This window comes from Rhodoligotrophos defluvii, from assembly GCF_005281615.1.
GTDB classification, from domain to species: domain Bacteria; phylum Pseudomonadota; class Alphaproteobacteria; order Rhizobiales; family Im1; genus Rhodoligotrophos; species Rhodoligotrophos defluvii.
Genome location: NZ_SZZM01000006.1, coordinates 62,346 through 75,047, shown reverse-complemented (window position 1 = coordinate 75,047; position 12,702 = coordinate 62,346). Strand labels below are relative to the sequence as shown.

10 protein-coding genes are annotated in these 12,702 nt (G+C 65.5%); 4 read left to right on the top strand and 6 right to left on the bottom strand.

Annotation, left to right across the window (positions count from 1 at the left end):
• Window positions 1–16 precede the first annotated feature (16 nt).
• From E4P09_RS21405 to E4P09_RS21380, 6 genes are all read right to left on the bottom strand, one after another.
• Window positions 17–2,074 (bottom strand): 3-hydroxyacyl-CoA dehydrogenase NAD-binding domain-containing protein, encoded by a 2,058-nt coding sequence (locus E4P09_RS21405; RefSeq protein WP_137391685.1) that lies wholly within the window; start codon window positions 2,072–2,074, stop codon window positions 17–19.
• Between the two features lie 126 nt (window positions 2,075–2,200).
• Window positions 2,201–3,361: an acyl-CoA dehydrogenase family protein gene (locus E4P09_RS21400; RefSeq protein ID WP_137391684.1), complete on the bottom strand. Its 1,161-nt coding sequence runs from the start codon at window positions 3,359–3,361 to the stop codon at window positions 2,201–2,203.
• Between the two features lie 56 nt (window positions 3,362–3,417).
• Complete coding sequence (locus tag E4P09_RS21395; RefSeq protein WP_137391683.1) at window positions 3,418–4,650, bottom strand: acyl-CoA dehydrogenase family protein; 1,233 nt, start codon at window positions 4,648–4,650, stop codon at window positions 3,418–3,420.
• 126 nt (window positions 4,651–4,776) lie between these two features.
• A complete protein-coding gene (locus tag E4P09_RS21390; protein ID WP_170984558.1) occupies window positions 4,777–5,433 on the bottom strand; it encodes a TetR/AcrR family transcriptional regulator in 657 nt (218 codons plus the stop codon).
• Window positions 5,434–5,511: 78 nt separating this feature from the next.
• Complete coding sequence (locus tag E4P09_RS21385; protein ID WP_205042239.1) at window positions 5,512–6,714, bottom strand: acyl-CoA dehydrogenase family protein; 1,203 nt, start codon at window positions 6,712–6,714, stop codon at window positions 5,512–5,514.
• 18 nt (window positions 6,715–6,732) lie between these two features.
• Window positions 6,733–7,497: an SDR family oxidoreductase gene (locus E4P09_RS21380; protein WP_170984557.1), complete on the bottom strand. Its 765-nt coding sequence runs from the start codon at window positions 7,495–7,497 to the stop codon at window positions 6,733–6,735.
• 242 nt (window positions 7,498–7,739) lie between these two features.
• Between E4P09_RS21380 and E4P09_RS21375 the strand changes: the two genes are divergently transcribed.
• The 4 genes from E4P09_RS21375 to E4P09_RS21360 all read left to right on the top strand — a co-directional run bounded on the left by E4P09_RS21375 (window position 7,740) and on the right by E4P09_RS21360 (window position 12,385).
• A complete protein-coding gene (locus E4P09_RS21375; RefSeq protein WP_137391680.1) occupies window positions 7,740–8,993 on the top strand; it encodes an ABC transporter substrate-binding protein in 1,254 nt (417 codons plus the stop codon).
• Between the two features lie 76 nt (window positions 8,994–9,069).
• Window positions 9,070–9,951: a branched-chain amino acid ABC transporter permease gene (locus tag E4P09_RS21370; RefSeq protein WP_137391679.1), complete on the top strand. Its 882-nt coding sequence runs from the start codon at window positions 9,070–9,072 to the stop codon at window positions 9,949–9,951.
• Between the two features lie 111 nt (window positions 9,952–10,062).
• Window positions 10,063–11,703, top strand: a complete 1,641-nt coding sequence (locus E4P09_RS21365; protein WP_338049019.1) for a branched-chain amino acid ABC transporter ATP-binding protein/permease — start codon at window positions 10,063–10,065, stop codon at window positions 11,701–11,703.
• On the top strand, window positions 11,696–12,385 hold the full coding sequence (locus tag E4P09_RS21360; RefSeq protein WP_137391677.1) for an ABC transporter ATP-binding protein: 690 nt from the start codon (window positions 11,696–11,698) through the stop codon (window positions 12,383–12,385). Before E4P09_RS21365 ends, E4P09_RS21360 begins: the two co-directional genes overlap by 8 nt.
• Window positions 12,386–12,702: the final 317 nt, after the last annotated feature.

Genomic DNA, 12,702 nt, shown 5'->3' with positions numbered 1-12,702 from the left:
CGTGCCGGCAAGGCTATCAATCCGAAGCGGCGAGAAGCGGCAGCATTGGCGACGGCCGGAAATGCTCGGAGCCTGTCGCTTCGAACTGGCGCGCCAGAAATCGTTCGATGCGTGACAGGCCTTCCTTCCGCGCCCAGAACATCGGCCCGCCCTTCCATGCGGGGAAGCCGTAGCCGTTGACCCATACGACATCGATATCCGCGGCGCGGCGTGCGATGCCCTCCTCGACGACCTGTGCGCCGGCATTGACCATGGGATAGTGCGTCCGCTCGAGGATCTCGGCGAACGACACCGCCCGCGGAGCGATGCCGGCTTCCTCGGCCATCGTCCTGATCAGCTTCTCGACCTCCGGGTCGGGCACGCCCTTGCGCGATCCATCCGGGTAAAGATGGAAGCCACGTCCAGTCTTCTGTCCGAACCGGCCCATCTCGCAGAGCGCATCGGCAACAGGCGCCGTCTTGCCATGTGCCCGGCGATTGCGCCAGCCAACGTCGAGACCCGCGAGGTCAGTCATCTCGAACGGTCCCATTGGCCAGCCGAAATCCCTGAAGGCCCGGTCGATCTGTGTCGGCATCGCGCCTTCGAGCATCAGCCTTTCGAGTTCGGCGTTGCGCGCAGCCAGCATCCTGTTGCCGACGAAGCCGTAGCCCACGCCGACCACCACCGGAACCTTGCCGATACGCCTTGCGAGCTTCAGTGCGGTCGCCAGCGCCGCGGGCGAGGTTCTTTCGCCGCGCACGATTTCGAGCAGCTTCATCACGTGGGCGGGGGAGAAGAAGTGCAGCCCCAGCACATCCTGCGGCCGGTCCGTGGCGGCGGCGATCTCATTGACGTCTAGCCACGACGTATTGGTCGCGAGGATCGTCCCAGCTGGCGTCGCCGCCGCCAGCGCGGCGAAGATCGTCTTCTTGAGCGCCATGTCCTCGAACACGGCCTCGATGACGAGGTCACAGTCGGCAAACATATCGTAGCTGACGCTTCCCGAGAGATTGCCGCGACGCGCGCTCGCCTCCTCTTCGGACAGGGAGCCGCGACGGACCAAGGCCGCATAGGACGCGGAGATCGCCTCGATTGCCTTGGCGAGCGCCTCCTCATCCGTTTCCGCGAGAGCGACCGGCATTCCGGCGTTGAGGAAAGCCATGGCAATTCCCCGGCCCATCGTCCCCGCGCCGACGATGCCGACCCTGCGGACCGCGCGCGCGGCCTCCTTCGTCACGCCATCGAGCTTTGCAGCCTCGCGCTCGGCGAAGAACAGGTGACGCAGCGCCTTCGACTCGTCGGACGACGCCAACTCAAGAAAGAAGCCGCGCTCGGCGGCCAGCGCATCGTCGAAAGGCAGCGTCAGAGCGTTGCCGACGGACAGGGCGGCAAGCTGCGGCGCGCGTAGCCCGCGCCGTTTGCTCAGCAGGGCGTCACGGTGCGCCTCGAAGCCGGCAAGATCCCGCTTTGCGGCGGCGATCTTGTCCTCGCGATACCGCACGGCAACATGGGAACCATTCTCGGCCGCGCGCGCCTGCGCAAGGGCGATCGCCTCGCGCATCAAGTCGCCTTCGGACAGCGCGTCCACCAGACCGATCCCGCTCGCCTTCCGCGCGCCGATCTCACTACCGGTGACGATCATATCCAGCGCCGCGGCCGCGCCGACCAAGCGTGGCAGCCGCTGGGTTCCGCCCGCGCCGGGAAGAAGCCCCAGCCGGACTTCCGGCAGGCCGAGACGGGCTTCGGGCGTGGCCACGCGATAATGGCACGCCATAGCCAGTTCCAGCCCGCCGCCGAGCGCGTTGCCGTTGATCGCCGCGATGGTTGGCCGCTCGCAATCTTCGATCAACTCGATGATCGAGGTGACCGTGGGCTCCACGGGCGGCCGGCCGATTTCAGAGATGTCGGCGCCGGCGACGAAGTTGCGTCCCGAGCCCGTGAGCACAATCGCGGCGACCTCCGGCGAAGCGACCACTTCCGAGAGCACTGCGAAAAGGTCTCCACGCAACCGTGCGCCGAGCGCGTTGACCGGTGGGTTGTCGATGGTGACGACGGCGACGCCGTCATGGATGGTGCAAGCTGCAAGTCTCGACATGAATACTCCCGATCGCCAGCCTAGAGAGCGTTTCCGCTTTTCTCCGAATCGCGGAACCGCGTCTCAAGGTCTTGCATGGCCGCATTTTCTTCACGCGAACCGGTATCCACTTCGCTCGAAAATGCTCTAGTAGGATTTCGGCAGACCCAGCACCTTCTCCGCCACGAAGTTCATGATCATCTGCGGGCTGACTGGCGCGATCCTGGGAATGAGGCATTCGCGCAGGTAACGCTCGACGTGGTACTCGGCCGAATAGCCCATGCCACCATGGGTCATCACCGCGGTCTGGCAGCTCTCGTAGGCGGCCTCGGCAGCAAGGAATTTCGCCGTGTTCGCCTGGGCGCCGCATTCCTCGCCCGCGTCATAGCGGCGGGCCGCCTCCAGCACCATCAGCCACGCCGCCTCGAGATTCATCCAGCATCGGGCGAGCGGATGCTGGATGCCTTGGTTCTGGCCGATCGGCCGGTCGAAGACGACGCGCTCGCGCGCATACTGGCAAGCCCGCCGCAGCGCCGCGTGGCCGAGACCAACTGCTTCGGACGCGATCAGGATGCGCTCCGGATTGAGCCCGTGCAGTATCTGCCGGAAACCCTCGCCCTCGACGCCGATCAGGTCTGCCGCCGGCACCTCGACGCCTTCGAGGAACAGCATGTTGGAATCGACGGCGTGCCGCCCATGCTTGTGGATCGCGCGGACTTCGACCTTCGACCGGTCGAGGTCGGTGTAGAACAGGCTGAGTCCCCTGTGGCCCTCTTCTTCCACCTCGCCCGTGCGGGCGAGAATCAGCATCTTGTGTGCGACCTGCGCGGTCGAGATCCATATCTTCTGGCCGCTGAGCAGATAACGGTCGCCGTCACGGACGGCTCGCGTCTTGATCCGGATGGTGTTGAGGCCGACATCGGGCTCAGTGACGGCGAAGCACGCCTTCTCCTCGCCACGGATCAGCGGCGGCAGCATCCGCGCCTTCTGCTCCGCAGTGCCGAAGACGACCACAGGCTGGAGGCCGAATATGTTCATGTGGACCGCCGATGCTCCCGACATCCCGGCGCCGGATTCGGCGATCGTGCGCATCATGACGGCAGCTTCCGTGATGCCAAGCCCGGCCCCGCCATATTCTTCGGGCATGGCGATGCCGAGCCAGCCGCCTTCCGCGATCGCACGGTAGTACTCGTGTGGGAACACACCCTCCGTGTCCTTCGCCAGCCAGTAGCCATCATCAAAGTCCTGGCATATCCGCCCGACCGCCTCCTCGATCTCGCGGTGATGCGCGCTTGCAGCAAAAGCCATTGTTCCTCCCAAGCTCCCGGCCAGCGATCTTCTGCCGCGCCGCGGCATCTCTCGCGTCAGATTTCCAGCCGGCCCCTCAACAGTTCCGTCGCGACGGTCCGCCGTTGCATCTCGGCGGTGCCGTCCGGGATGCGCATGATGCGCGCAAAGCGGTACCCGGCTTCAAGCCGCAACTCGTTGGTCAGCCCCATTGCGCCATGGACCTGGATCGCACGGTCCATGCAGCGCGACAGCATTTCGGTGGCGAAGCATTTGACCATGGCGATCTCGCCGCGCGCTGGCAGCCCGGCGTCGATGCGAGCCGCGCAGTTGAGCAACATGCTCTTGGCGGCGAAGACGTCCATCGCCATATCCGCGAGGTGATGCTGGATGGCCTGGTGCTCGCCAATCGGCCTGCCGAAGGTCCGACGCGTCCCGGCGTAGTCCGACGCCATGGCGAGGGCCCATTCGGCATAGCCGACACAGGTGGCGGCCATGCCGAGACGGCCGGCATTGATGCCCTGCATGGCGACGGTCAGGCCCTGGCCGGCCTCGCCCAGGCGATTGCGGTCGGGGACGCGCACCCGATCGAGCGCTATAATGCCGGTATCGCCGCCAGCCTGGCCCATCAACGGAATGACAGCCGTCACTTTGAAGCCGGGTGTCGCCGTATCGACGAAGAAGGCTGTCACGCCACCTTTGCGCCCCTCGGCCTGCTCGCGGTCGGTGACGGCGAAGACAACGGCGTAGTCCGCATAGGGGCTATTGGTGATCCACTGCTTGGTGCCGGTGATCACCCAATCATCCCCGTCGCGATCGGCCCGGGTGCGGATCGCCTGCGCGTCGGACCCGGCATCGGGTTCGCTCAACGCGAAGCAGAGCGTCTTCTCGCCCGAGGCGATCCCTGGCAGGTATCTCTCCTTCAATCCCTTGTCGAGATGGCGCAGCACCGGGGAAAGCCCGTTGGTGAAGGGCGAGGGCACAACCACATGGTGGATCAGGTGGCGCTCGGGCCCATAGCGGCGCGCGAGCTGCATCTGCACCCACACGGCCGCGACGGCGCCGAGACCGCCGCCGCCAAGCTCCTCGGCGCCCAGCATGGTGTAGTAGCCGGCCTCGGCAGATTTCGTGCGCACCTGTCGCCGCAGTTCGAGCACCCGATCGGAATAGCGGCCGTCTGCCTCAAAAATCATACGATTGTTCGAAAATATGGCGGCGTGTTCCACTTCGAGAGGGACGACGACCTGATCGACGAACCGCAACAGCCCGTCGGCAATGGCCTTAATTTGGTCCGAAACGGCGAAGTCCATCAGCTCTCCGTGGTCCTTCCGCCCGACGCAAGGAGGATGCATCGGTGCGAGATTTACGAACACATGTTAGAATGTATGGCAAATCTCTGCGGCGCGCAACCATTGCCGGGCGGCGCGGCGGCGGCTTCAGCCTTCGGCCCGCGGCAGTCGGAACAGGCCGTCGGAGATCATCGCGTTGAACTGGGAGGCGACCTCATCAATGCTCATCCCGTCCGGTCGGTACCATTCGAGCGCGGAGTTGAGCGCTCCCAGGATGAACGTACGGGCGAGCTTCAGGTCGACGTCGTCGCGGAGTTCGCCGGCGCCGCGTGCCGCCTCCAGCAGCTTGACCCAGAAATCGCCATAGGCGTCGCGCCGCAGCACGTGCTTGCGCCGAACGTCAGGTGGAACCTGGCCCAGAACGCGGCGCGAGGCCAGCGCATAGTCTCCGAACTCGAGCACGCTCTGGAGGTGGGCGAGCACCGCGGCGCGGATACGGTCGGCATAGGTGGTCGATGGCGGAAGACCCGCGATGGTGCTGTAGACGGCGTTTGACACGCCATGGATGCCCATGTCGAGCACGGCCTCGATCAGAAGGTCCTTCGACGGGTAGTAGTAGTAGAGGCTTCCCGCCTGCAGACCCGCGCCCTTGGCGATGTCGCGCATGGTCGTTCCAGCATAGCCGCGCACGCTGAAGATGCGCGCGGCCGCGATCAGCACACGCTCGCGTGATATGTCGGCCTTCGACACCTTTTCCGCTTCACGCCTGCGCCGCTTGCGAACGGGTCCACTATCCATCGTCATCAAACCTGCATTTCCATGCCGGCGAACGAATGCCCGCCGCACCCAACGCGCCTGATCCATGTAGCCAGAACACGAAATTCAGCCTTTCAGCAAGTCGCCGGCGATGATCAGGCGCCTGATCTCCTGGGAGCCGGCGGCGATCTCCATCACCTTGGTGGTGCGGTAGAGGCGGTTGATCTCAGTGTCGCGCATGTAGCCGGAGCCGCCGTGGATCTGCACGGCTTCGTCCATCACGAACTTTCCGGCCTCGGCCGCCTTGTATAGAGCAGCGGCCGCCAGCTTGTGAATGCGGCCGCGGCCGAGATCGCCGTCCTGCACGCTGTTGCAGGCATCGAGCACGCGATAGACGAAGGTGCGCGCCGATTCGAGCGCCACATACATTTCTGCCAGCTTGGCCTGGATCATCTGAAACGAGCCGATCGGCTTACCGAACTGCTCGCGCAGCTTGGCGTGGTCGATAGCGAGGTCGAGTGCGCGCCGGGCCGGCCCGATGCACAGCATAGCCGACAGCACCCGCTCGAGGTCGAGACCCGAATGCATGATGATGTGGCCGCGATTCTCCTCGCCGAGCAGGTTCGCTGCCGGCACCCGGCAGTCCTCGAAGACCAGCTCGCCGGTCGGACTGCCGCGAAAGCCCATCTTGTCGAGCTTCTGCGCGACTCTGAAACCGCCGGACTCCTTCTCGACAATCAGCGCCGAAATACCCTTGGAACGGCCCATGGTCGGGTCGGTGCGGGCGTAGACCAGCACGAGGTCGGCGATCGGCCCGTTGGTGATGAACAGTTTTGTCCCTCTCACCACATAAGCGTCGCCGTCGCGCCGGGCGCTGGTTTTCATCGAGCCGAGCGCGTCCGATCCCGCACCGGGCTCGGTCATGCCCAGCGCGCCAACCAGCTCTCCGGTGCACAACCGCGGCAGGAAGCGCCTGCGTTGCTGCTCATTTCCGTTGCGGTAAAGGTTGTCCATGACAAGATTGTCGGCGTTGAGCCAGGAAAAGGCGAAGGCCGGGTTCCAGTAGGCCATCACCTCGCAGATCAAACCCGAGGACAGGTAGTCGAGGCCCTGGCCGCCATACTCCGGCGGAATGGTGGTGCCGAGATAGCCCATGGCCGCAACCTCGCGAAACGTCTCAGCCGGCCACCATTCCTCGTCGTCCATGCGCTGCTGGAGCGGGTGAAGAACCGCCTTGAAATAGTCGCTGGCGTGATCGCACAGCTCGGTCTGGTCCGCGGTCAGCCCGAACTGCCTGCCGAGCCGGAACTCTTCGAAACCGGTCGCCACCGCCGTACCTCCTCTGGCTCACGCGCTGATGAACTGGCCGCCGTCGGCGGCGATGACGCGGCCGGTGATGTATGACGCGGCCGGCGAGGCCAGGAAGGCAACGACCTGTGCCACCTCTTCGGGTGTGCCGACGCGCCGCAGCGCCGACTGAGCGATGATGCGTCCGGTCATGTCGTCTCCCCAATGCCGCATGGCGTCGCGGCCCTGGTCAGTGTCGGTCAGTCCCGCGGCGACCGCATTGGCCCTGATGCCGTTGCGCCCTTCCTCGCGCGCGATGACCCGGATCATCGCCTCGACGCCAGCCTTGGCGGCGGCCGTCTGCGCCGAACGTGGCGAGGCCGCCCGCGCCGCGATCGAGGTGACGGCGACGATGTTGCCGTGCCTCTGGGCATGCATGATCCTGAGCGCGGGGCTGACGACGTTGAAGAAGCCGTTGAGATCGACGTCGATCAGCTCCGACCACTCGGCGGGCGATAGCTCGCGGACAGGCTTCCAGGCCGAACGGGCGCCGGCGCTGTGGACGATTAGATCGAGCGAGCCGCAGTCGCGGGCCGCCGCTTCGATCGCCTTCGCCACCTCATCGGCATCGCGGATATCGAGCTGCATCGGCCGCGCGGCTGCGCCCGCGGCGTTGATGCGCCCGGCGGTGAGCGCGGCGGCCTCATGGTCGCTCTGATAGACGATGCCCACGGTCTGGTAGAGGTGCGCTACTGCCATGCACACGGCACGGCCGATGCCACGCGCGCCCCCCACCACGATGGCCAATTTATGCCGTTCCGTCACGAACTCTCCTCCCGATACCGTCTTGTGATCTTCTAATAACAGTTAGAAAAACATTCAAGCGCGCATGGCACCTCAGATCTCCCCGCCTTTCTGAGAAGATCATGCGCGGAGAAAAGCCTGATTGACACAAAAATCGAACGAATGTTACAAAATTTGGCCACGAGGCGGAAGATGCATCAGTCAGAGAATGCCGACGCGCCGTGCCGATTAGGCAGGGTTCGCAGTGGTTCAGGGAGGAAATCATGACCACCATCGCACACGCAGTCTATTCGAATGAGCGTTCACCGGACCGTCGGCGACGCGGCCTGCTCAAGGCGAGCGCGCTCGTGCTCGGCATGGCTATCGCCGGCTTGGCCGTGGGCATGTCCAGCGTGCGGGCGCAGGAACCCATCCGCTTCGGCGTCCTGCCTTCGGCGACGGGTCCGGGGGCGGCCATCGGCGCCGCCCTGACCATCGGCGTCGACATGGCCGTCGCCGAGATCAATGCCGCCGGCGGCGTGCTCGGCCGTCAGATCGAGATCGTGCGCGGTGACACCCAGTCCAACCCGACCACCGCCGCTGGCGAGGCGCGCCGCCTTATCGAACGCGAGAACATCGACATCCTGATCGGGCCGCTCGTCAGCCAGGAGGCGGTGCCGGCCGTCGAGGTGGCCACGCAAGCAAAGGTGGTACAGATCACCAATGCAGGCACGGCGGCGCTGACCCCCGAAGTCGGACCCTATCACTTCTCGTTCAACACCAGCGCCGCCACGGCGGCCAAGGTGATGGTCGACTACGTCGCCGACCAGCTCGGCGTGAAGACGGTCGGCATCCTTGCCGACGATGGTGGCCAGTCGCGTTCGGGCGTCGCGGAGGTGAAGAAGAACCTCGAGGCGCGCGGCATCGCGCTCGCCGCGGAACAGGAGTACCGCTTCCGCGCCGACGACCTGTCGCCGCAGATCCTGTCGTTGCGCCGGGCGGCCCCGGGTGCGGTGATCTTCTTCACCAGCACCGTCGAGGACGGGGGGCGGATGCTGAAGACGCTCGCCCAGGTCGGCTGGCAGCCGAAGGTGGTCGGCGCCACCGCCATGTCGGTCTATGCGCCGGCCATCGCCCGCTCGGTGGGCGCCGAAGCCTTCGAGAACGTCCACAGCGTCGCCTACAAGGGCATGACCTACTGCGCCGACGACGCGGAGGGCGCGAGCCCCTATGCCGAGTTCTCGCGTGCTCTGGAAGCCTTCGCGCCCGACCAGGCCGGCAAGGTTTCGGTCAGCCTCGCCAGCGAGTATTATGACGCCGTCAAGCTGCTCGCCGCCGGCATCGAGGCGACCGGCGGCACCGACGGGCCGACGCTCGCGAAGTGGATCGAGACGGAGGGCTCAAAGGTGCCGCTGATCCACGGCGCGATCTCGCCGAGCAGCGAAAGCCACTTCCTGTTCGGTCCCGACGAGCTGGCGATCGTCGACCGCCCCAACGAGACGCGCGCCGATGGCCTGATGAGACGTTCCGGCTGCTGAGCACGCCGGTATGCACAAAGGGTGGCGGGTCTCGGCCTGCCGCCCTTTCCGATCCTTTTCCGGCCGGGCAGGAACCGTGTTCGACGAGCTTGTCTTCATATCGATGCGAGGCTTGGGCCTTGGCGCGATCTTCGCGCTGATCGCCATCAGCCTGAACGTCATCTATCAGGCGACCCATATCCTGAACTTCGCGCAGGGCGGCATGCTCGTCCTCGGCGGCCTGATTGGCGCCTGGTTCTCCGCTGGCGGCTACGGTACGCCGGTCTGGTTCCTGGGCTTGGCCATCGCCGGCCTCTCTATGGCGGCGCTGATGGCGGTGCAGGGCGTCGTCACGCTTTGGCCGCTCAGGCACTCGACCGAGCAGCAGTCATGGCTGATCACGACGCTATCGGTCTCCATCATCATCAGTGCGCTGCTGCTGCTGACGCTCGGTCCGTGGTCGGCCGAATTCGTGGGCCGGGTGCCGTCGTTCCAAGTGCTGGGCATGTTCACGTCGATGCCTTATCTCGTGTTGCCGGCGCTCGCGCTCGCCTGGTTCCTGGCGCTGCGCCTCTATTTCCGCAAGTCGCTGCAGGGGCTGGCGCTGAGCGCGCTGTCGCAGGATCTCGACGCGGCCGCGGCCGCCGGTCTTCGGGTTCGCCGCCTGCAAATCGCGGCCTTCGCGCTGAGTGGCCTTGTCGTCGGCACAGCCGGTTACGCCGCCGCCCCGATCATCTCCATCAGCCCCGAGGCCGGCATCCGCTACGTCATTTCCGGCTTCGTCGTGGCGGTCGTCGGCGGCATGGGCAATATGACCGGCGCCGTCGTCTGCGGCCCGGTGGTGGGCATCATCGCCATGATCGCCACCTACCAGTTTGGCGGACAATACGAGGGTTTCGTCTCCTTGATCATCCTGACGCTGATCCTGCTCCTTCGGCCGAGTGGCCTGTTCGGTGCACATACAGCGCGCCGGTTCTGAGAGGCCGACCGCGATGCGCCCAACATTCAACTCCGAAAACATTCAGCTGGCCGCGGCACTCGTCTGCATCGTCCTTACGGGGCTGATTCCCGACCTGACGGGTAGCGGCTACTGGGCCTACAGCTTCCAATTCGTCAACGTGCTTATCGTCGTCGCCGTCGCGCAGAACTTCCTGCCTACGACGCCAACCAGGTCTCGTTCGGACAGGGTGCGATTTTTGGCACCGGGGCCTATGTGACGGCGATGGCGCTGTCCATGCACGGTTTGTCCTGGATCGCGGCAGTCAGCCTCGCCACGCTTGGGGGCGCTATCGCCGGCCTCATCTACGCCATCCCGGCGCTCAGGGTTCAAGGCTACTATCTTGGCTTCGTCACGCTCAGCGTGGCAATGGTGTTCCCGGAGCTGCTCTTTTCGCTTGACCGCTACACCAACGGCATCAACGGCATCTCCGTGCCCGCCGGTGCCTGGAAGCAGCCGCTTTTCTTCGGCATCACACCGCTGTCGCTCGCAGCCACCGGGCTCGCCTGCCTCGCGGTCGCCGGCCATCTCGTGATCCGGCGCTCGGCGGTGGGCCGCAAGGTCCGCATCGCTGGCGTGAGCCCCGAATCGGCGCAGACCCTCGGCATCCGCCCCGGCGTGGTCCGATCCGCGGTGTTCTGCGCGGTCGCGGCGTTGACCGGCCTGGCCGGGGCACTCTATCCGCCCATCGTCGGCTTCGTCAGTCCGGCGGCATTCCACCTCGAACTGTCCATCCTCATCTTCCTGGTGGTGATCGTGGGCGGGCGCGGCCAAATCTTCGGGCCGCTCGCAGGCGTCTACCTGCTGCATCTGCTGCCCAACGTACTCCTCGTCCAGTTCGTTGATTACCGCCTGCTCGCTTACGGCGTCGTGGCGCTGCTGGTGATGCTGCTGATGCCCGACGGGCTGATCGGCTCGCTGGAGCGGCGCTTCCGCGGTGCGGCTGCGGGCAAGGACATTCAGCTTGCGCCCGACGACCTGCCGCTGCCGACAGTATCAGGCGGTGGCGGCGAAAGGCAGCCCGCGATCTCGATCCGCGGCGCCAGCAAGTCGTTCGGGGCCGTGCGAGCGCTCGACAATGTCGACCTCGACATTCCCGCGGGCCGCATCGTCGGGCTGGTTGGGGCCAACGGGTCCGGCAAGACTTCGCTCATCAACGCCATCACCGGCTTCAGCCGGCTGTCGGCGGGCTCGATCGCGGTCCGTGGCGAGCCGATCGCCGGCCGGTCGCCGGCATCGGTGGCCCGGATGGGCGTGGGCCGGACGTTCCAGACGCCGCGCATCTTCAACTCTCTGACGGCTTGGGAAAATATCGGCATCGGTGCGGAGGCCGCGCGCCATCGCCCCGGAGGATCGGGTGCGGCGGATGAACGCTTGTCCGGGCTCCGCGAACGGCTGGATCATATCGGCACCGAGCGGATTCCGCACGGCCAGCGGCGCTCGATCGAGGTGCTGCGGGTGATCCTGACCGGCGCGGATATCATCCTTCTGGACGAGCCGGCCGCCGGCCTGTCGCGGGAGGAGCGTGGCCAGCTTGAGGTGCTGCTCCGCCGCCTGCGCAACGAGAGCGGCAGGACGATCCTGCTGGTCGAGCACGATCTGGCCCTCGTCTGGCGCGTTGCGGATGCGGTGGCGGTCATGGAGGGCGGACGGATCGTGGCCATGGGCACGCCGCAGGAAGTTGCCTCCAACCCGGAGGCGCGCAAGCTGTTCATAGAGCCGGTCCATGCTTGAGGTCAGAAACCTTCACTCAGGCTACGGCAGCGTGCCTGTGCTGCGCGACGTCAGCCTTCAGGTCGCAGCGGGCGAGGTGCTGCTCATCGTTGGCGAGAACGGCGCCGGCAAGTCGACGCTGCTGCGCACGATCGGCGGCTTCATCCGGCCCGAGCGCGGCTCGATCCTGTTTGAAGGGCGCGAGATCGGCCGTCTGAAGCCGGAGCTGATCGCAGGGCATGGGCTGCGCCTCGTGCTCGATGGGCACCGCGTGTTCCCCGAGATCAGCGTGTGGGACAATCTGCGGTTGGGCGGCGTGATCCGCAGAGACCGCGCTGCCTTCGACAGGGCCGCGGAAGAGGTGTTCGAGGTCTTCCCGATACTCAGGGAGCGTAGGAATGAGCCCGCGCGCAGCCTGTCTGGCGGGCAACAGCAGATGCTGGCGCTGGCCCAAGCCTTCGTGGCCCAGCCCAAGGTGCTTCTGTGCGACGAGCCTTCGCTGGGACTGGCGCAGGCGCTGCTGCCGCCGATCCTGAACTTCCTGCGCGGATGGGCAGTGCGCGGCACGGCGATCGTGATTGTGGAGCAGCATGTCGACATCGCCCTGCCGATGGCCGACAGGGCGATGGTGATGGAGCGTGGAAGCGTCAAGCTGTCCTGTCCCGCTACGGAGTTGAAGGAGAGGTTGCGACATTCTTCGTGAAGCTGCGCGATGGCACCTTCCCGGGGCTGCCGCGGGCAGCCTTCATCGATCTGACGGTTCCTGCGCAGATGAGTCGCGCAGAAGCAATCAGCTAAGTCATTGATTTTGATGGTGGGCGGTACTGGGATCGAACCAGTGACCCCTACGATGTCAACAGAGAAGCCGGCCCGGAAATCTGCCAAAAGCCGATCTTCTAGGACCTCAAACGTTCACTTTCGTTCACGATTGGGTCACGGATATCTTGGGCGTTTCTTGGGCGCGAAGAAAACGAGGTACACTCAAGAGCTAAGGCCAGCTTTGACCGAACTCGCCTTTGT

Excerpts from the sequence above, each read along its gene's own strand:
- E4P09_RS21405 (WP_137391685.1), bottom strand. The coding sequence starts at position 2,074 with ATGTCGAGACTTGCAGCTTGCACCATCCATGACGGCGTCGCCGTCGTC.
- E4P09_RS21360 (WP_137391677.1), top strand. The coding sequence starts at position 11,696 with ATGCTTGAGGTCAGAAACCTTCACTCAGGCTACGGCAGCGTGCCTGTG.
- E4P09_RS21400 (WP_137391684.1), bottom strand. The coding sequence starts at position 3,361 with ATGGCTTTTGCTGCAAGCGCGCATCACCGCGAGATCGAGGAGGCGGTC.
- E4P09_RS21390 (WP_170984558.1), bottom strand. The coding sequence starts at position 5,433 with ATGACGATGGATAGTGGACCCGTTCGCAAGCGGCGCAGGCGTGAAGCG.
- E4P09_RS21395 (WP_137391683.1), bottom strand. The coding sequence starts at position 4,650 with ATGGACTTCGCCGTTTCGGACCAAATTAAGGCCATTGCCGACGGGCTG.
- E4P09_RS21375 (WP_137391680.1), top strand. The coding sequence starts at position 7,740 with ATGACCACCATCGCACACGCAGTCTATTCGAATGAGCGTTCACCGGAC.